Raw genomic sequence first — 19,731 nt, 5'->3', positions numbered from 1 at the left:
TGGGCCTCCCGCCGGCACGTCGCCGGCCCCTGGGACCGAGCCGCCCGGCGGGGTCGTGCCCTGTCTGGCGTCCGTTACGTGACGCGGTTACGTGGTTCTGCGGATGTGCCGGTGACCTCCGGTGGGCTTGAGTCGTCGTGCGCCGGAGAGATTCGCCCGGACGACTGTCAGTGGCTGCACCTAGCGTTCCGCTCATCGTCACTCCGAGTGCCGGATCCCCGGCAGCGCTGTGACGATCTCGAGTTCTCTTGACGCGGAAGGCGGGGGCCAGTGGGCTGGCTGACGGCGGGTGACGGGTATGAAGTCGCCCTGGTGGAGGGCCGGGTGACGGCCAGGGCCACGGCCGGACGGGCGGCGGGGCGGCAGTTGAAGTCGCTGCCGAAGACGCTCAAGGACCATCCGGAGGTGGAGCGGCTGCGCCGTTTCGCCGAGTGGCTGGCGAGGCATGAGACGGCGTGCGTGGCGCAGGTCGACACCTGGATGGTGTCGGCCCTGCCGGTGCCCACGGACCTCCTCGCCCGGGTGTGGCGCGACGCGGCCTGGCAGTCGGCGCTGCGCGACCTCGTGGTGGTCGGCGACGACCCGGATGCCGTGGGCTTCCTGCGGGACGCCACCGAGTCGGGCGAGCTGCGCGTGGTCGACCTCGACGGCGAGACCGTACGGCTGTCCCCGCGGACCGTGAGGCTGCCGCACCCCGTGCTGCTGCCGGACCTGGAGGACCTGCGGGAGTTCGCGGCGGAACTGGGGATCGTGCAGCGCGTCGAGCAGATCCACCGGGCGACCTGGCAGCAGCCGGCTGATGCGGACGGCAAGGCGACGTGGGTCTCCGAGTTCGCCGGCGGTTGGTTCCCGACGCGCTCCGCGCTCGCCGGGCGGGTCACCTCGCTGGGCTACCGGGTGTCGGGTTCCCGGGCTGTGTGCCGGGTGCGCGACGGGGCGCGCACCGTGGAGGCCGCGGTGTGGATCGGGGAGCCCTGGGAGTACCAGGTGTCGACCGGTCCGCTGTCCTGGCACGACCCCGACGGGCGGACCCTGCGGATCGCGGATGTCGGCCCGGTGGCCTGGTCGGAGGGGATGCGGATGGCGGCGGCGCTGTACGCCGGACGAGTGATCGACGAGGTGACGGGCGCGTGAGCGGGGGAACGCAGGTGTCGTACGGGGAGTACGAGAAGTACGAGGAGTACCAGGAACTGCTGGCGGCCGGTGCGGTGCTGCCGCGTGGCACGGAGGGTGCCGGCGAGCGGGCGGTGCCGCTGACGGCGCGGTCGTACACGCACCCGGGACTGGACGACCGCGTGGTGGTGCGGCTGGTCGCCGGGGAGCTGGGCGCGGCGGAGGACCTGGCCGCCGGTTACCTCGGGCTCGAACCGGAGGCGGCGCCGGTCGAGGTCGGGCTGGGGGCGCGGCAGGCGCTCGGCTTCCCGGAGTGGGTGCTGGTGCACCACCCGGAGGACGGGCATCACGCGCTGGGTGTCGTACCGGAGCTGGAGCGGATCGCGCGCCTGGCGAAGTCCCGGCCGCAGGCGGCCCTGGACGCCTACCGGGAGGTGGCCGTGCGACTGGCCGCCGCCGTGCCGCACTTCCTGCCGACCTTCTACGAACAGGCCGCGCGCGTCTTCCTGCTGGCGGAGAACCCCACGTACGCGGCCCAGCTGTTCAACCGGGCCCGGCAGGCGGAGGCCGAGCATGGGCTTGCCGTGGACGAGGAGCGGACGGACGCCGTCTTCCTCGAGTTCGCCCTGGCCGGGGCGCTGTCGGCGACCGTGCTGTCGGGCTATGCGAAGGACCTGGCCGCCCGGGTGCCGGCGGGCGAGGCCCTGGAGCGCTTCACCCGGTTGTGTGTACGGCGCACCGCGGGCGGGCTCGTGCCGTCGGCCCAGTTGGCGCGGGACGTGCGCAGGCTGGCCCGCGCGGCCGGCCAGGACGGGGGCACGGCCGAGCAGGACTACCTGGCCGACCTGCTCGCGCTACCCACGACGGCGAAGGCGGCACCCGGCTGGTGGAAGGCCCATCGCGCGGGCGTCGTCGCCCTGGCCCGGCGCGAGCCCGCGGTGCGCGGCACGCTGCTGAACCTCATGCCGGACTCCGGCGAGCGGGACGTACTGCTGATGTGGCTGGACATCCTGGAGGAGTCCGGCGCCCTCGTGGGACTCCGGGACGACTCGCTGCCCGACGAGGAGCGGCCACAGGACGGCACCGCGGGCTGGTTCGCCCGCTTCCTGGCGTTCCAGGAGCGGACGCAGGGCTGGCACGAACCCTCGCATCTGCCCGCCCTGTACCCGCTCGTGGAGCGCTCCGCCGACCGGCTGCGCGCCGAACTCATGGCGTCGAAGGGGGAGTTGCAAGCGGGGCACGATCTGGACCTACTGGACCTGCTGCTCGCCCTTGACGTCCCTGCCGGCGTCTTCCATGTGGTGGAACTCCATGGGTGGGCGAAGGGCGAGAACCGGCGCGACCTGCTCGCCTTCGCCGCCGCCGAGCGGTTCCGGGACGTCTTCCACAAGGCGGCCGACACGTTCGACGGCGACGAGGACGACCTGGACACGATCCGGGCCCTCGTCCAGTCGCCCGGCGGCCGGCCGATGCTGGCCGACTGGGTGCGCGAGGTCGCGCGGCGCTCCACCGCCACCGGGCTGCCCGGCCTCCCCGAAGCGCTGAAGCGGCTGAAGTGGCTCCCCGGCGAGGCCCTCAGGCTCGCCGAGGACGAGATCCGGGAGGTGGCCGCCACCGACCTCGCCCCGCTGCTCGCCCGCACGCTCAGGGCCGGGATCCTCGACGAACTAGGTTGGCCCGCCTGGGACGAGGCAGCCAGGGACCTCGTACGCGAGGACCGCGTCGAGGATCTCCACGTCACCGACGCCTGGCCGTATCTCATCGTCGCCGGTGCCGCGCAGGTCCGGGTGATCGGCACCGAGGGCACCCTGCTCACCCACGATCTGCGGCTGCCGGCCCTGGGCACCTACGGCTCGCCCGGTTTCCACTTCGTGGACGGCGAACTCCTCGTCCACTGGCCCACCCACGACCACGGCGCGCGCGGATACTGGCACCACTCCCCCGACCGCATCCTGACCCTGGAGGGCGACACCGTCCCCCGCGGCAACCAGATGAACTGGTACCGGGAGGACAACGGCGTCCCGACTCTGCCCCTGCCCGGCGGCGGCCGGGCCACCGGCGGCGGCGTCCTGCACCGGGGCGACACCACCGTGCCCGTCGCGGCGAACCTGCTCGGGGACGGCGCCTCTTACTGGGCGTGGGGCGGGAACACCTGGTTGGAGTACGACCCGGCGACCGGGCGGCTCGGCCGCGAGAGCACGCCGGCCTTTCTCGCCGACGCGTACGGGGAGGGCACCAGGGCGCCGGGGTCGTTGGCGCCCTACCCGTTCGACGAGGCCACTCCCGCGGGCATGCCGGTGGACGGGCTGCTCGGCTGGCGAGCGGTGCTGCGCCATTCCGACCGCACCTGGCTCGGCGAGGACCTCGCCGGACGCCAGGTCACCGTCCCGGAGGAGTTCGGGATGCCGTACGCCGCGGTGCGGTTCCCCGGCGCCGACCGGCTGGTGGCCGCCGCCCGCGAATACGGCTGGAGCATCCATCTCGTCGACCCGGACGCGGTGGTCACGGCCACCGCGAAGACGGACGGAGCCCCGGGGGACTTCGCCGCGGGCACCCCCATCCTTCCGCCACTGCGGTACTGGCATTGCCTGCGGCCCCGGGACCCGCAGGGCTCCGCCGTACTGCGCCGCATCGACGACGACACCGCCCGGGCCCTGCTGAAGGCCGAACTCACGCATGACGTGGTGGAGTTGCTGCATCAGGTCACCGACGAGGCACTCCTGGCGGGCATCGCGGGCGTGGTGCGGTACGCCGCCGAGCAGCAGAAGGTCCTCGACGCGGCGGCGACCCGGCTGACCGCACGACTCGCCGGCGCCCAGGAGGACGAGGGCCCCGCCGGACCGTCTGACGGGCTGCTGCGCGAGGCGCTCAGCGGCCTCGACGGCTGCCGCGGCGGCTGGCACCACCACGCGACCGACCGTGACAACGTCTTCCGGCGAATGCGGGTCCTCAGGCGAGCACTGCGCGCGACCGAAACTCCCGCGACTCACTCGCTCCCGGCCGACGTTCCCATGTCGGACTCACTCCCGGCCGAAGCCCACCCGTCTTACTCACTCCCGGCCGACGGCCCCGCCCCGGCCGTACGCCTCCACCTCGACGGTCCCGAACTGCCTGGCGGCTACCTGGACGCGGCGCCCCTGCCCGACCTCCTCACCGCGACGGCGTTCCGGGTCGCCTCGCCCACCACCTCGCCGGACCACCGGGAGACCCTGGTGGCGCTGCTGCGCGAGTTCGACGCGCTCGGGCTGACCTCGGCCGCCGAGCTCGCGCGCTGGCGCCGGGTCTCCCTCCATGTCGACGCGAGTCATCTTCGAACCCCGGACGGCGAGTGGCGGGAGGGGAATCTGAAGGGCGTGCTGCCGCTGACCGGCGGAGCCTTCCTCGCGGTCACCGCGTGCACCATGCTCGACGAGAAGGAGGGCTGCGACTTCGAGGCGCTCTTCCATGACCCGTCCGGCCGCTTCGAGGCGCCTGCCCCCTACACGGTCGAATCCTCCTCCCCGGTCGGGGACGAGGACCGCGAGGCCAGCTGGGTCACGGCGTTCCTCACCGAGCTGGCCGAGCGGGGACCGGCCGCGTGGATGCCGGCGGCGGCCGAGGAGTTCGCCCGGCTGACCGGGGTCACCGATACCATGGCCCGGCTGATCGTCGCGGGACTGCCGCAGGTGGACAGCGACGACCGGTCGTTCCTGACGGCCGAGGCACGGGGCGTGCTCGGTGTGAAGGTGACGGACGCCGCCCTGGCCAAGGACGAACTGCACAAGACCGATTCCTCGGTCCTTCGCGCCGTCGTCGCCGCCCTCCTGCCCCGGGACCCGGCCGGACTGTGGACGGACGGCCCCGACACAGCGGCCGCCGCGGAGGTCTGGAACAGCGAGGTCGGCAGGCGCAGGATGCTGCCCGAGGCGCTGCTGGGAGAGGTGCAGCGCGCGTTGCATGCAGAGCCCGCGACGCTGGCCGCACTGCTCGACCCCGCCTCCGAGCCCCGCCTCAGCCGAGACCTGGAATGGGCGGTCACCGGAGACCGGGTCGCCCCGCTCGACGAGGACGCCGTCGGGTTCACCGCGGCCACGCTGATCGACTCGGTCGTCCTGGCCGCCTGGCTCGCGCACCGGCTGCCCGTCGGCGACCCGGTCCGCGCCGCGCTGCCCGCCGCTCTCGGCGCGATACACGACCGGCTGGCCCACCCCGGGCTCATGCTCGACCTCGTCACCTACGTCGACCTGCCCCGCTTCCGCGAGGCGGTCGGCCGGCCCACCGAGGTCGGCAGCGGATTCGAGCGGTACGGCGCGATCATCATGGCCACCCACGACAACATGCCCGCCCCCGCCCTGTGCGTCGCTCTCCTGGACGCGGCCGGCCACGACCCGTACCTGCCCGCCCTGCGCCTCGGGCAGGACGGAGCGCTCTTCCCGGCCGAGGCGGCGCTACGGGTCGCCCGCGACCCGCGCTTCGCGGCCTTCCTCGCCGACCCGGGCGACCCGGTCGCGGGCGAGCGCGGCAAGGACGGCACCTGGTATCCGCAGGACCCCACCCGGTCCGTACCGGAACTGGTCGCCGAGGCCGCGAAGGAGTACGGCATCGGTGAGGACGCCGCCGCCCTGTATCTGATGCTGCTCGCGATGCCCGACCCCACCGACCGCAACACGGCCCGCTGGACCGGCTGGAAGCCCGCCCGGCTCAAGGCGGCCCGGGCCGAACTGGCCGCCACCTCCGGCCTGGTGGTCGGGGGCAGCCGGTCCCGCGCCGGGCGCTCGCTGTTCCTGCCCGGCGGCTGGGAGGCCCTCACGTTTCCGCATCTGCCGCTGGAGCAGTGGAAGCTGCCCTTGTACGGGGTGCTGGTCACCGGCCAGTACCTTCCGCTGAACGTGGAACCGGCCCCCGACCTGTACCGCAGGGCCTGGCAACGCGTCCGGGAGGGCGACGTACCGCGCTTCGCGGAACTCAAGACCAAGCGCGGACCCCGCCGCTGAAGCAGAACTCCCACGCACCCGTACCGAACCGCTGAGGACATCCGTGAGCACCACCTTGACGGCCGCCGCCCCGGCCCGGCAGATCCTGCCCGCCGAGGAGCGGCACGCCGCCGAACTCGCTTTCCTGGCCGCCCACGACGAGGGGCCGCGGCCGCCCGGCTGGGCCCTGACCCCGCGTTCCGTGGTCACGTTCATCTGCGGCAGCGACGGCAAGACCCTGGACCGGCAGGGACAACGCCTCGTCATCGCACCCAAGTTCGTCGGCGAACGCGCCCTGGTCGAGCGGTGCGTGGTCACCCTCGCCGGTGAGCGGGGACTGCTGCTCGTCGGCGAGCCCGGCACGGCCAAGTCCATGCTCTCCGAACTGCTGTCCGCCGCAGTCTGCGGCACCAGCGCGCTCACCGTGCAGGGCACCGCCGGCACCACCGAGGACGCCTTCCGCTACGGCTGGAACTATGCCCTGCTGCTCGCCCAGGGCCCGAGCCGCCAGGCCCTCGTCGACTCTCCGGTGCTCGGTGCCATGCGCACCGGGCGGGTGGCCCGGGTCGAGGAGATCACCCGCTGTCTGCCCGAGGTGCAGGACGCCCTGGTGTCCATCCTGTCCGATCGGAGGGTCAGCGTCCCCGAACTGTCCGGCACTGACGACGCCCAGGTCGCGGCGGCCCCCGGCTTCACCGTCATCGCCACCGCCAATCTCCGCGACCGGGGTGTCTCCGAGATGTCCGCCGCCCTCAAGCGCCGCTTCAACTTCGAGACCGTGCAGCCGATCGCCGACGCCGGGACCGAGTTGGCACTCGTCCGCGGCCAGGCGGTCGCCGCCGTACAGCGCGCGGGGGCGGCCTTCGGGGTGGACGACGCCGTCCTCGACGTCCTCGTCACCGTCTTCCGCGACCTGCGCACCGGCCGCTGTGCCGAGGGCTGGGACGTCGAGCGGCCCGGCACGGTGATGTCCACCGCCGAGGCCGTACAGGTCGCCACCTCCCTCGGGGTCGCCACCGCCTACCTGCCCGCCGGGGACACCCTCGACCTCGTCCCCGGCCATCTCCTCGGCGTGGTCCGCAAGGACGACCCCACCGACCACGCCCGCCTCCTCGGCTACTGGGACGGCCCCGTCCGCCGCCGCGCCGAGGACGGTTCGGCCCTCTGGCGCCGTCTGTGGGACCTGCGGGAGAACCTCCGTTGACGGTCCTTCACAGCACCACTCAGGACGAACCCCGGGCAGCCGTCTCCGCCCTCGCGGACTGCGTACGGCCGTACCTGCTCGGCGTACGTCATCACAGCCCCGCTCTCGCCGCCGCCGTGCCCGCGCTGCTGGACGCGTCCGGCGCCGAGGTCGTCTGCGTCGAACTGCCCGCCGACTTCCAGCCCTGGCTGGTCCACCTCGCCGACCCCGGCACGGTCGCACCCGTCGCCCTCGCCGGCGCCCGGGAGGACGGACGGCTCGGCTTCTACCCCTTCGCGGACTTCTCCCCGGAGCTGGCCGCCGTCCGCTGGGCCCGCGCGCGAGGGGCCCAGGTCCTGTGCTGCGACCTGCCGTTGTCCGACCCCGGCTGGGGCGCTGTCGAACCCGCCAGGGCGGGCGGCTCCCGGACCGTCTTCGCCAACGCCCTCACCGCGGCCGGCACCGGACGGGACGGTGACGATGTGTGGGACCGGGCGGTGGAGGTGCTCGCTCCGGGCAGCACCCCGGACGCTGTCCGCCGTGCCGCACTCGGCGTCGGCTGGGCGCTGCGCCGGGACGCCGAGGCGTCCGGGGCGCTGGCGGCCGTGGACCTGGCCCGCGAGACGTACATGCGGTCCGTGCTGGAGCAGGCCTGTGCGGGTGGTCGGCGCGTCGCCGCGGTGGTCGGGGCGTTCCACGCCCCGGCGCTGGCGGATGTCACGAGGGAAGGCGGCCCTGACGGCGAGGCCGTGCCCAAGGCCGACCCCCTGCTTCTCGACGGCCACACCCCGCGCGGCCCGGCACTCCTCGACGGCCAGGCTACGCCCGATCCCGCACTCCTCACCACCCACACCCCACCCGGTTCAGCGCCCCTGGACGGCCACACCCCACCCAGCCCAGCGCCCCTCCCCGGCCACGGCCCGTCCGCTGTCACCTCGTTCGTTCCGTACGCCTTCGATCTGCTCGACTCCCGGTCCGGCTACCCCGCCGGCATCCGGGACCCCCGCTGGCAGCAGGCGGTGTACGCCGCCGCGGGCGATCCGGACCGGGTCCGTGAGGCGGCGGCCTGCGCGATCACCGACGTGTGCCGTGCGCTGCGCAGGGCCGGACACACCGCGGGCACCGGCGAGGCCATCGAGACCCTCCGGCTGGCCTGCGACCTGGCCGGGCTGCGCGGGCTTCCCGCGCCCGGGCGGGGCGAGCTGCTGGAGGCCCTGACGACCGTACTGGGCCAGGGGGAGCCGCTCGGCCGTGGCCGGGCCCTTGCCCGGGCCATGGAGGAGATCCTGGTCGGCAGCGGCTGGGGCAGGGTCGCCCCCGGTACCCCGCGCTCCGGGCTCGGTCCGGCGGTGGAGGCCGAACTGGCCGCGCTGCGGCTGCCCGGTCCGGACGACCCCGGGCCGCGCGAGGTCCGCCTCGACCCGATCCGTTCTGGCCTCGACCGCCGCCGCGAAGTGCTGTTGCAGCGCCTCGCGGTGTGCCACGTCAGCTACGGCGAATCCGTCTCGGTGACCGGCACCGGTGACGGCACCGCGCTCACCTCCCGGTGGAAACTGCAGTGGACCCCGGCCGTTCCGGTACGACTCGACCTGGCCGGAATACGCGGAGTCACCGCCGCCCAGGCCGCCGAGGGAACCCTCCGCGAGGCCTACCGCCACGAGACCGCTGCCACCTGCGCCCACGTCATCGGCGGGCTCCGGGCCGCCGCCCGCTGCGACCTGCCCACCCTGGTCACCGACCGCCTCGCCGACGCCGCCGCGCTGCTGCCGACGGCCGCCACGCTGCCCGAACTGCTCGAAGCGCTGGACCTGTTGGAGGCGCTGGGCCGCGGACACCTGCCCGGTGCCACCCCCGAGGCCGTCCGGGAAGCCGCCGCACTGACCGACACCCTGCTCGAAGCAGCCGTCCGCGCCCTGCCCGGACTGGCCGGCAGCGACCGGCCCGAGGACGCCGCCGCCCTGGTCGCGCTGTCCGCCCGGACCGGCGAACACCGCCTCGGCCTGCGCATCGACGACGCCCTGACCATCCTCGCCCGCACCGGCTCCCCGCTCGTCCAGGGCGCTGCCCTGGCCGCCCGGGTCCTGCTCGACCTCGACAGCACCGACACCTTGGGAGCCCGCGCCGCCGGCTGGATCGACACCGCCACCGCCCCGGACGGACGTCGCCGCCTGGCCAGGCTCCTCACCGGACTGCTCGGCGCCACCGCGCCCCTCCTCGAATCGGCCCCCGCCGCCCTGGACCCGCTCCTCGACCGCATCGACACGCTCACCGACCAGGACTTCCTGGACCGGCTGCCCGCTCTGCGCGGCGGCTTCGACAGCCTCACCCCGGCCGGACGCGACCGGCTCCTCAGCACCGTCACGGAACGCCTCGGCGACCGCCTCGACCTGTCCCTCACCGCCCCGCCCGAACTCCTGGCGATGTGGACGGCGGCGGACGCGGCCGGTCTCGCGGCACTGACGGCACTCGGGCTCCCGCTGCCCCCCACCGGCCCGACGGCCGAACCGACCGCACTCCGGCTCCCGACGCCCGGCACCGGCCCGGCGGCCGAGCAGCCACCCCCCGCCCCGCCACCACGGCCCACACCGGCACTCCGACCAGCGCCGGCCTCCCGCCTCACCCCCGCCGACCGCTGGCGGCTGCTCCTCGGCAGGGAGGCAGGCCGGCTCCCCGACCACGCCCGCCGCTACGCGCACGCCCTCGACGAGCTGTACGGCTCCGGCCGCGGCGAGGGATCCGACGACCTCGCGACGAGCGGAGGCGGTGGCAGAGGCGGTGGGGGCGGTCAGGAGGCGTCCTTCCCGACCGCCCGGGAATGGAGCGAGGAACTCACCGCCCTGTTCGGCCCGGACGTCCGCGAGGAGGTGCTGGCGCAGGCCGCCGAGCGCGGCCGCGGCGACGTCCTCGCCGAGCTGGACCCGGCCGCCGTACGCCCCTCGGTCGAACTGCTCACGTCCGTGCTCTCCCTCGCCGGTGCCCTGCCCGAGCAGCAACTCGCCCGGCTGCGCCCCCTGGTGCGCCGCCTGGTCGACGAGCTGGCCCGGGAGCTGGCCACCCGCCTGCGGCCGGCTCTCACCGGACTGGCCACCCCCCGCCCGACCCGCCGCCCCGGCGGCCCGCTCGACCTGCCCCGCACCCTGCGGGCCAACCTCGCGCAGGCCCGGCGCCTGGACGACGGCCGGACGGTCGTCGTTCCCGAGCGGCCGGTGTTCCGCACCCGGTCGCGCCGGGAAGCGGACTGGCGGCTGATCCTCGTGGTCGACGTGTCCGGGTCGATGGAGGCGTCCGTCATCTGGTCCGCGCTCACCGCGGCCGTACTCGGCGGGGTGCCCACCCTCTCCACCCACTTCCTCGCCTTCTCCACCGACGTGATCGACCTGACGGACCGGGTCGACGATCCGCTGTCGCTGCTGCTGGAGGTCCAGGTCGGCGGCGGCACCCACATCGCGGCCGGCCTGGCCCACGCCCGCTCGCTCGTGACGGTGCCCAGCCGGACGCTCGTGGCGGTGGTCAGCGACTTCGAGGAGGGCTACCCGCTCGCCGGGCTCCTGGACGAGGTGCGCGCCCTCGCCGCCTCCGGCGTGCACCTGATGGGTTGCGCCGCCCTGGACGACACCGGCACCCCGCGCTACTCCGTGCCGATCGCCCGGCAGCTCGTGGCAGCCGGCATGCCCGTCGCCGCCCTCAGCCCTCTCGCCCTCGCCCGCTGGGTGGGCGACCGCCTGCGCGGAGAACCCCGATGATCCCCATGAAGCCCCAACTGCCCCCGGTGGCGCCCGATGTGGTCGCCACCGCCGTCGAGTCCCTGACCTCCCGGCTCCGCAGGAAGCTGGACGCCGCGATCGAGTCCTACGCGGCTCTTCCGGTCGCCGATGACGACGGTGTCCTCCGCATCCGCTGCGCGGAGGATGCGGAGGTCGTGCTCACGCCGAGTCCGTCGGGTGCGCTCACCACCGCCGAACAGGCTGTGTGCGGCTGTCTGTTGGCCCCTCGCTGCCTGCACCGCGCCGCGATCCTGAGTGCATGTCCGGTGACCGAACAGGCCCCCGCCCCCGTGGAGCCCGAAGCCGCTGACACAGACGGAGCCGCCGGAGCCGCCGGGGAGAACGAGCCCCCGGCCGTCGAGGTGCCTTCGGGCCCCAGCCCCGCCCAGATCCGGGCGGCAACCGAACTCCGGACAGCCGCAGCGACCGTACTCGCCGCGGGAGTGCCCGCCGCCGGGGCCGTGTCCCAGGCGGAACTGCTCCGGGCCGCGCACGCCGCCAGGCTGGCCGGACTACACCGCGCGGAGGCGGCGGCCCTGCGTGTCGTACGCGGGCTGCGCGGCGCCCGTGCCCGCGACAACCAGCACCGCCTGGCCGACCTGGTCACGGCTCTGCGCGAACTCCTCCTGACCACACACCGGTTGGCCGCGGCCGACCCCGACCCGGCCCTCATCGGCACGGCCCGCCGCGGTTACCGTGCCGGTGGCGCGCTGAAGGTGTTCGGTGTCTGCCGCGAGCCGGTGCTCAGCGCCACCGGCTACGGGGGTGTCGTCACCCATCTGGTCACCGAGGACGGCCGCTGGTTCTCCGTCGCCGACGTCCAGCCCGGCGGCCCCGCCCGCGCCCGGGCCGCCGCCACAGCCACCGTCGCGCTCGGCTCCGGCGCCCTCGACCACGCCCGGCTCGCCCGTGCCGGTCTGCTGATCTCCGGCGCCACGATCTCCCCGGAGGGCCGCCTCGGCGCCGGCAAGGGCGTCCGGGCCACCCCCGTCACCGGACTGCCGCTGACCTCCGGTCCACTGGCCGCACTCTTCGAGCGCCCGCTGCTTGAGAGTGTCGCCACCCGCCTCGCCACGGTTCCCGGGGCGACGGACGACGAGGCGGCACGCACACCGATCGGCTGCGACCTCGTCGTCGTAGGCACCGCCGGTGACCGCCTGCTGGCCCGCGAACTGCTGCCGCACACCCCGGGAACCGGCCCGCTGATCCGCCTCCTGTCCGCGAACAGCCACCCCGACCTCGCCCATACCGCCAACTTCGCCCAGCTCGCGGCCCGCCCAGGCATCCGCATCCGCGTGATCGGCCGACTCGACCCCGACCACGCCGCCACCATCCGCCCCCTCGCCGTCGGCCCGGTGCCGGACACCGAGGCCACCCTGCGGCTGCCCGCGGACTGGCTGGGCCGGGCGGATCTGGGCTACGACCGTCTCACCGGCTCGCACTTCCCGCCGCCTGACGCCCTCCCGCCCGTGGCAGGGCTCTGCCAGGACGACCCGGACCCGCTGGCCGGCTCCCCGCTGTGGCGGATGCGCCGTCTGGTGGAACTGGCCGTCGCCGGAGGCCGCCGGGCGGTCGCCGAACCGGCCCGGGACGGCGACCGGCAGGGGCACGCGGCCGCGCTGCGCCGCAGCGGCTTCGGTGTCATGGCCGAGCTGACCACCGCCCTCACCGCCGAGGCCGACCGCCGCACCCGCGACGTCTTCGGCCGCCTCGACGCCCCCGACGCCGACCGCTACGCACTGGTCTGGCTCACCGCGGCGGTCCATCTCGCGGGCGCCGAGCGGTCTTTGGCGAGATCGGCATGGTGAACAGCGTCCCCCGGGCGCCGAGGGCGGTCCCCGCCCGGTCGGCGACCTGGGAGCACCCCGGCCAAGACCTCAGTAACTGAGGTTCCGCCACCCGCCGGTGGCGAGGTTCAATTCGGCATAGGCGGCGTCACCGGTGGCGATGGTGAAGTAAACCCGCTCGTCGCCCTCGGCGACCGACCAGGGCTGCAGGTCGTCGCGCAGGACCCGCACGCCGTCCGCGGTCAGTTCCGCCGCACCGCTCTTGGCCGCGGCGAGGAACAGCCGACCGTCCACCAGTGCCATATCGCTCAAGGACAGTCCATACCGGCCTGTGACGGTGAAGCCCTGCTCCGCCGTTCCACGCAGCAGGCGGCCGCCCCTCTTGCCGCTGATCAGCACGTCACCGCCTGGCGGAAACGCGATACCGGTGAGTACGTCCTCGGTGGCCGCCCCGTCCGGGTCCTCGATCGCATGCCACCGCTCTCCGTCGAAATGCAGGATGGTGCTGCCGTACCCCACCGCGTACACGTCGTCGGCGGCCCGTCCGCGGATGCAGCCGATGGGGCGCTCGCGACCGGGATCGTGCTGAGCCCAGACCTCGCCGTCCCAGTGGTAGAGCACGCCGCCGAAAGTGCCGATGTGCACGTCCCGATCCGAAGTCCCCCAGATCGCCCACGGCCGCGGCCGCAGGCCGTTGGAACTCTGTGCCGGCAGCTCCGTATGACGCCAGGTGAGGTCCCCCTCAGGCACATCGAACTCGAGGTCGGCGATCTCCTCCTCGTCCGGCCAGGCCACCGGTGCCGTCGTCCAGACCAGACCCGTGGTGCTCGTCAGCCAGAGACTCCCCTGCGGCGAACACCACAGCTCGCGCAGCGTGTCGTTGGTCGCCAGGATGTTCTCGGCGGGGTCGTCGCTGCCCACCGGGCGCCGGAAAACATAACCGGCGGCCTGGGCCTCGTCGCCGGGCCTGTAGGCGATCAGCAGGAAGTAGGTCGTCCCCTGCTCCTCGTGGATGTACAGGATGTCTTCCCGCACGTCGCTCTCGTCCGACATGGACCCTCCTCACCTCTACGCGCCGCGGGGACGGAACGACCTCACTGCCTCCGGCGAACCGGGCAGCGCCGAGGGCCCCGGCTGCAATGTGTACTCGGTCTCGTCCGGGCTGCCGAACGCCTCCTTCGGGAGATCGCGCCACTCGAACCGAGTGCCCGTCCCCGCACGGGTCCAGTAGATCGTCTCCGTGGCACAAACAGTGTGCGCCTGCACTCGAAATACGTGACCTGTTACGTACGATCACGGACGCCTAAGCAGTACATCAACAGCGAGAATCGGGCCGCCCGGAGGCTCCTTGCCCCCTTCGACTCTTGGAACGGACTGGCTTTCCCAGATGCATGTCGCACGAGGAGTACCCGCGGTGTCCGTTCCCACTGCGGTCCCTGATCCTGAGGTGCGGACGCGTGAGCTGGCCAACGCCTTCTCGTCGGCAGCGAAAGGGACACACACCTCGTGAAAGCACGAAGTCAGGCGATCGCGGCCGTGACCGGCCATGCTCCCCGGCCCAGCAGATCGAGGACGAGTGCGGCGATGTTCCACGCGTCGTCCTCACCGCGGTGATGGCGTCCTTCGAGCGGCAGTCCGGCGATCTGCAGAGCGTGGTCCATGCCGGGTTTCCTGCGCAGCCCGTAGGCCGCGGCGAATACGGCCTTGGCATTGGTGTGGGTCCGCTCCGTCGGATAGCCGAACGGGTAGGCCACCCCGTCGGCCTGGCTCTGCCGAGCGAACTGCCGACGGTCGTACTCGCCCCAGCTCGCCCAGGGGCGCTCCCCGGCCTCGTACTCCTCGACGAGGATCCGGCACGCCTCGGCGAAGGTGACGCCCCGTTCCACCTCTGCTTGAGTCAGGCCGGTCAGTTCAGTGCAGAAGTCGCTCACCGTCGACCGGACAGGGCGGACCAGGACACGGTGTCGGGACACGCGGCGGCCTGCCGCCACGTCCACGACGGTGAGACCGATCTCGATGATCTCGTTCACCGAGCCGGGCGGCGGCTGGCCGTCCCAGCAGGTGGCTTCCACGTCAATGACGTTCAGCAGAGAGGATTCGTGGCGCATGGAACTGAGCATAGGAAAGCTCCTTCAGCTTCGACAACTCAATTTCCTTCCGCACGTCCACACCGTCGTCAGCCTTTGTAACGGAATTCCGCTGGGCAAGTGATGGAGAGTGGGCACGTCCGCGGTGACGTCTACAGTACAGGCTGCAAAAGGAAGCCAACATGGAAAGGGAAGACTTGAGAACATGGAACCTGTCAACGCCGAGCAGGACTGCGTGATCGATGTCATGTTCACCGGGCCGCAGCGGCCCAGCTTCGGTGATGTCTTTCTTCTCTGCGGCGACGACAATCCGAACTTCCCGCCCACGGATGCTCGTTGGGGATCCCTGGACCACTTGCGCTTCGAACAGGTCGACGACCACTTCGCGGTTCTCGACGAAGACACGGACGAACCCGTCATCTGGCTCTATCCCCTGGCCCGGGGGTCTGTTGTGCACCACCATCCGGGACCGTTCGAAGGCCTGCGACTGCACTATGACCCTGAACTGGACAGCTCGGGCCTGATCACCCACTTCATCGACGTCGTCGAATGCCTTGCAGGCCTTTTGCCCGCACAAGCTCTCTGGGGACAGCGACGTGAACGTATCGGGCCGCCCATCGACACCGACGCCCTCGCGGCTCGCGTCCAGCAGTTCGTCGACACCAGAGCCCGGCGGAACGGGTAGCCGTATTGAGACCATTACCCGCCGGCCCGAGAGGGCGTCCGGGACCTTTTCCACATCGGCTGAGGCCATCATCACCCTTACCTGAGAAGGAGACTACGATTCGGCCATGAACGTTCCCGATGTCATACCGATCAGGCACGAGCCCGACTACCACACCAGCACCATCGGGCGATGTCACGGCGGCCAATTCTTCGCCTCGGTCACTGCGGCCTTTCCCGAAGGCTGGAGTGACTGGAGCAGCGACGACTGGCAGGCCAAGAAACGCTGGTGCGCTGTGCTCCATCGGTTCGACGAGGCCGGCCGCCACCTGGACTCACGCATTCAGTTCACTGGCACCACGGCGGACGGTGAACAGAAGGCGATCACCGCGGCCGAGCAACTGCTCGGCACGTGGCTGGATACCCTGCCTGAGCGGCAGTATCGGGACATCGCGATCGCACCCTTCGCCGTTCGCTTCGAGGGGGCCCTGTTCGGTCTGGTCCTGGAGGAGCAGGATGAAGACGCCAGTGACATGGGTGCCGAGCTCCATCCGGACGGCCTGGGCTTCTATCCACCCTGGGACGGTTGTTACGACACCTGAGCCGAGCGCACGAACGGTCGCGGACCTTCCAGGGTTGCCGCTCGGCCCCAGCTGAGCCGGCGAACCGTCACGCCGATCATCACCCGGCGGATCATCGTCTCCGAGTGGGCCGGGACTGTCTCGCATCCTCCCGCCAGGCACCGGTGGGCGGTGACCCACGATGACGACCGCCCGATCACCCAGCTGTTCGCGCTGGGACCTGGAACCCGCGCCGACCCGGTTCTCACGGACGATCGCCGGCTCGCGGCCGAGGACCTGAGCGGTCCGTTCGACGAGCCGACCGGCGGAGCCCTGGTCCGCCGGATCCGGCCGCTCAAGACGGCAGCTTGCTCAACGTGGCGGACTCCGTGGGGCTGTCGGTCGACAGGAACGCGGGCAACGTGGCTTTGCGCGTGACTGTGGGATTCGTTTCGATGTGCTCGCCGACACCGACACCCAAGCCGATTAGTTCCCAGCCGGATGGATGTGCCAACTCGAATCAATTGGCGCCCTTGCGCCGAGCTCGATTCCTGAACTCAGTCGAGGACGGGGGAAAGCGCTGCAAGTAGGGGGAGGCGGAGCCGTATCTGCTCGGCATTGCCAGGATCCCATTCCTCACCCAACGGCTTGCCTGGACGCGCCATTCCCTTAACCGCGGCCTCGACTGCTGCACCGAACGAGTCGGTCTCTCCTTGGGATTTTTGGTATGCGTCCTCAATCAGATAACTCAGACTCTCGTAGCCGATCCAGCCGCCTTCCTCACGGCACATTCGGACAACGGTAGGCACGGTGGCAAGGCTGTCGGGATTTTTCACGGCACGGCTGAACGTGTCACGCCCGAGAAGAATCAGCCCGCCACGGAAGTCCATGAAGCCATCGTTGGACCAGCTGCCCTCGATCAGATAGGCGGCCATGCACAAGGGATACGTGTATGCCAAGTCGCTCACCTCGACATGCTTGGCGTAGAAGTCGACGATCTCGGCGGGCTCCAGCTTGGAAAGAACGTTGACCAGGGCCTCAGGCAGCGGATCATCTGGATCTTCACGATCGTCGGCACGGTCACCGACTGCGACACGAGCCGTGTCGACAAGGCGCCACCAAGTGTCCATCTCCATACCAGCGATCATAAACTCGCCTATCCGCACTCACATGCCCGGGCAGGCAACCCTGCCCGGAACCTGAGTAGCAAATTACGTAGTTCCACCGACCCATCGCACCTCCGACTCGGCCTGCCCCTGGCTCACCCGCCGCTGCCGATCACACGCAGTAATGACAGAGACGCCAAAGTCAACGGTCGGCCGACTGTCTCGGGGACCCAGTGACATCAATCCTCTTAGTACTGCAACGGTGCTTGTTCTGAGTGCTGCGCAGTTTTCAGGGGCTGTGTCCGCGTTGTTTGTAGTGACTCAGGCGGGCCTGATACTGGCGTCGTCGGCGCCAGGTTGACCATCGCAGAATGTGCTCGACCGGTGCTGGTCGGCGGTCGGTGAGGCGGTGGATCAGGCGTCTGATCTCGGCGAGGCTGAGGTGGATGAGCTGGGAGGATCCGTTTCTGCTTTGTTGGTGTCCAGCTGTCGGGCCCGCAGGACGGTCAGGCAGGCGTGGGCGGCCATGGCGAGGGTCATGTGGCGGTGCCAGCCGGGGTAGCGGCGGACCTGGTAGTCGTCCAGGCCGCATTCCTGCTTGGCGGTCTGGAAGCATTCCTCCACGGCCCATCTGCTGCCCGCGATGCGGATCAGCTCGTCCAGCGTCGTGTCGGCGGGGCAGTAGGCGATGTAGTAGGAGATCTCCTCGGGCCTGCTGACACTGCGGCGGGCGAGAACCCAGTGACGGCGGTCGTCGCGGTGCCAGGGCCGCACTTCGACGCGGGCCCAGTCGAAGATCCGCCGGCCATGGGCTCCTTCACCGCAGGAACGGCGCTTCCATTTCTGCCGCGGCAGGCCGGGAAACAGTTCGTGGACGGGGTGGTCGATGGACCAGCGGGTGACGACCGTGTCATGTCTCGTGGTGGCCATGACGTGGAAGACGTCGGCCTGCTCCAGCTCGAACCGCCAGCCCTTGCTGTAGCCGTAGGCGGCGTCCGCCGTCACCCAGCTGAACGGGACCTTGTCGGCGATGGCCCGGCGGACCATCGCCTTGGCCATGGCCACCTTCGTCTCGAAGGCGACGCTGTCGTCGATGCCGGCCCGGCGGCAGCGGTCCCGGTCATCCGTCCAGGAGGTGGGCAGATACAGACGGCGGTCGATCAGAGTGCGTCCACGGCCGGTGGCGTAGGCGAGGAACACACCGATCTGGCTGTTCTCGGTGCGTCCGGCGGTGCCGGAGTACTGCCGTTGCACGCCGGCCGAACGGATGCCCTTCTTCAAAAACCCGGTGTCATCGACGATCAGGACGGCATCACGGTCTCCGAGGTGTTCGACGACGTAGTCGCGTACGTCGTCCAGGACCTCGTCGGCGTCCCACTCGATCCGGTTCAGCAACCGGTGGATGCGGTCCGGCCCGGCATGTCCGGCCTCCTCCGCCAGCGTCCAGCCGTTCTTCCGCTCCAGCGGCGCAACCAGCCCCCGCATATACGCCAGCGCCGACTGACGCGGCTCCTCCCGGTTGAACCGGTGCACGAACCTGTCATGCAGTACGTCCAGCTCTCCGGCCCACAGTCTGACTTCGGCAAGGTCCCCACCCATGACCGCACCAACGACCGAACTGGCCAGCAGTCACGGCAAGCACCGTTGCAGTATTAGACCGTGTCCTACGTGGTGAGGCGGACGAGTCGTTTGTAGCAGCAGATGGCGGCGGCGAGGCCGAGAAAGGCCAGGTAGTTGCGGGGGTTGCGTTCGTAGCGTGGGCTGAGTCGGCGGTAGCCGGACAGCCACGACATGGTGCGTTCGATCACCCAGCGGCGGCGGCCCAATCGTTCGCTGGACTCGATTCCTTTGCGTGCAATCCGGACTCCGATGCGCTTGCCGCGTAACCATTTCCGCAGGTCGGCGCGGTCGTAGGCTTTGTCCGCGTGCAGGCGCTGGGGCTTGAAGTGGCGGCCGCGGTGGGGGTCGTGTCTCGTTTGGTGGCCCTCCACCATGGGCTTCAGCCCTTCGCTGTCGTGGGTGTTGCCGGCCGAGACGCCGACGAGAAGGGGCAGTCCGTTCGCGTCCGACAGGACGTGCATCTTGGAACCCGGCTTGCCCCGGTCCACGGGGCTCGGACCTGTGTGTTCGCCCCCTTTTTAGCCCTGACGTGGGCGGTGTCGAGGACAATGCGGGTGACGTCGATGAAGCCGACGTCGTCGAGCCGGTGCAGCACGGCCTCGTGCAGACGGCCCCAGACACCGGCTCTCGACCAGATCAGGAACCGGCGGTGAGCCGTCGACTTCGATATTCCGAAACAGGGCGGCAGTTGGCGCCAGGCGCAACCGCTGACCAGGACATAGATGATCGCCGCGAACAGCGTCTCATCAGGTGTGTCCTGCGTTCCGCCGCCCTGCGGCCGCACCCTCGACGGCGGGATCAGCGGCTTCGCGATCTCCCACAGCCCGTCCGGAACAATCCAACTCCACGTACCCCGCCCCATACCGTGTTCAACGACGCCTCACCACGTAGGACAC

At 71.5% G+C, this 19,731-nt stretch carries 12 protein-coding genes; 7 read left to right on the top strand and 5 right to left on the bottom strand.

Features of this window, described 5'->3' with window-relative positions:
* The first annotated feature begins 270 nt into the window (after nt 1-270).
* The 5 genes from ABZ464_RS46505 to ABZ464_RS46485 are packed head-to-tail and all read left to right on the top strand — an operon-like array spanning nt 271 to nt 12,820.
* A complete protein-coding gene (locus tag ABZ464_RS46505) occupies nt 271-1,134 on the top strand; it encodes a DUF4132 domain-containing protein (protein ID WP_359288010.1) in 864 nt (287 codons plus the stop codon).
* The gene (locus tag ABZ464_RS46500; protein WP_359288009.1) at nt 1,131-6,086 is read left to right on the top strand and encodes a DNA-binding protein; all 4,956 of its coding nucleotides are present in this window, start codon (nt 1,131-1,133) and stop codon (nt 6,084-6,086) included. Before ABZ464_RS46505 ends, ABZ464_RS46500 begins: the two co-directional genes overlap by 4 nt.
* Before the next feature lie 43 nt (nt 6,087-6,129).
* On the top strand, nt 6,130-7,269 hold the full coding sequence (locus ABZ464_RS46495) for an AAA family ATPase (protein ID WP_359288008.1): 1,140 nt from the start codon (nt 6,130-6,132) through the stop codon (nt 7,267-7,269).
* The gene (locus tag ABZ464_RS46490) at nt 7,266-10,991 is read left to right on the top strand and encodes a DUF5682 family protein (protein ID WP_359288007.1); all 3,726 of its coding nucleotides are present in this window, start codon (nt 7,266-7,268) and stop codon (nt 10,989-10,991) included. Before ABZ464_RS46495 ends, ABZ464_RS46490 begins: the two co-directional genes overlap by 4 nt.
* A 5-nt stretch (nt 10,992-10,996) precedes the next feature.
* On the top strand, nt 10,997-12,820 hold the full coding sequence (locus ABZ464_RS46485; RefSeq protein WP_359288022.1) for a hypothetical protein: 1,824 nt from the start codon (nt 10,997-10,999) through the stop codon (nt 12,818-12,820).
* A gap of 69 nt (nt 12,821-12,889) precedes the next feature.
* On the opposite strand, the gene ABZ464_RS46480 is transcribed toward ABZ464_RS46485, so the two are convergent.
* Both ABZ464_RS46480 and ABZ464_RS46475 read right to left on the bottom strand, forming a co-directional pair.
* Nucleotides 12,890-13,852 (bottom strand): hypothetical protein, encoded by a 963-nt coding sequence (locus ABZ464_RS46480; RefSeq protein WP_359288006.1) that lies wholly within the window; start codon nt 13,850-13,852, stop codon nt 12,890-12,892.
* Between the two features lie 467 nt (nt 13,853-14,319).
* Nucleotides 14,320-14,907 carry a 3'-5' exonuclease gene (locus tag ABZ464_RS46475; RefSeq protein WP_359288005.1) on the bottom strand — a complete coding sequence of 196 codons (588 nt, stop codon included), beginning with the start codon at nt 14,905-14,907 and terminating at the stop codon, nt 14,320-14,322.
* 184 nt (nt 14,908-15,091) lie between these two features.
* Between ABZ464_RS46475 and ABZ464_RS46470 the strand changes: the two genes are divergently transcribed.
* Nucleotides 15,092-15,571, top strand: coding sequence for a hypothetical protein (locus ABZ464_RS46470; RefSeq protein ID WP_359288004.1), 480 nt, complete (start codon nt 15,092-15,094; stop codon nt 15,569-15,571).
* Nucleotides 15,572-15,677: 106 nt separating this feature from the next.
* Nucleotides 15,678-16,151 carry a hypothetical protein gene (locus ABZ464_RS46465; protein WP_359288003.1) on the top strand — a complete coding sequence of 158 codons (474 nt, stop codon included), beginning with the start codon at nt 15,678-15,680 and terminating at the stop codon, nt 16,149-16,151.
* 515 nt (nt 16,152-16,666) lie between these two features.
* Here ABZ464_RS46465 and ABZ464_RS46460 read toward each other — a convergent pair.
* From ABZ464_RS46460 to ABZ464_RS46450, 3 genes are all read right to left on the bottom strand, one after another.
* Nucleotides 16,667-17,245 carry a DUF4240 domain-containing protein gene (locus tag ABZ464_RS46460; protein WP_359288002.1) on the bottom strand — a complete coding sequence of 193 codons (579 nt, stop codon included), beginning with the start codon at nt 17,243-17,245 and terminating at the stop codon, nt 16,667-16,669.
* 384 nt (nt 17,246-17,629) lie between these two features.
* The gene (locus ABZ464_RS46455; RefSeq protein WP_359288001.1) at nt 17,630-18,814 is read right to left on the bottom strand and encodes an IS701 family transposase; all 1,185 of its coding nucleotides are present in this window, start codon (nt 18,812-18,814) and stop codon (nt 17,630-17,632) included.
* 65 nt (nt 18,815-18,879) lie between these two features.
* A protein-coding gene (locus ABZ464_RS46450; protein ID WP_359288000.1) for an IS5 family transposase occupies nt 18,880-19,697 on the bottom strand; the annotation gives its coding sequence in 2 pieces (ribosomal slippage) (nt 18,880-19,355 and nt 19,355-19,697; 819 coding nt in all).
* Nucleotides 19,698-19,731 lie beyond the last annotated feature (34 nt).

It is taken from the genome of Streptomyces sp. NPDC005820 (assembly GCF_040630255.1).
Lineage (GTDB): Bacteria > Actinomycetota > Actinomycetes > Streptomycetales > Streptomycetaceae > Streptomyces.
The sequence above is the reverse complement of the archived record's forward strand: the minus strand, read 5'-3'. Positions and strand labels throughout refer to the sequence as shown.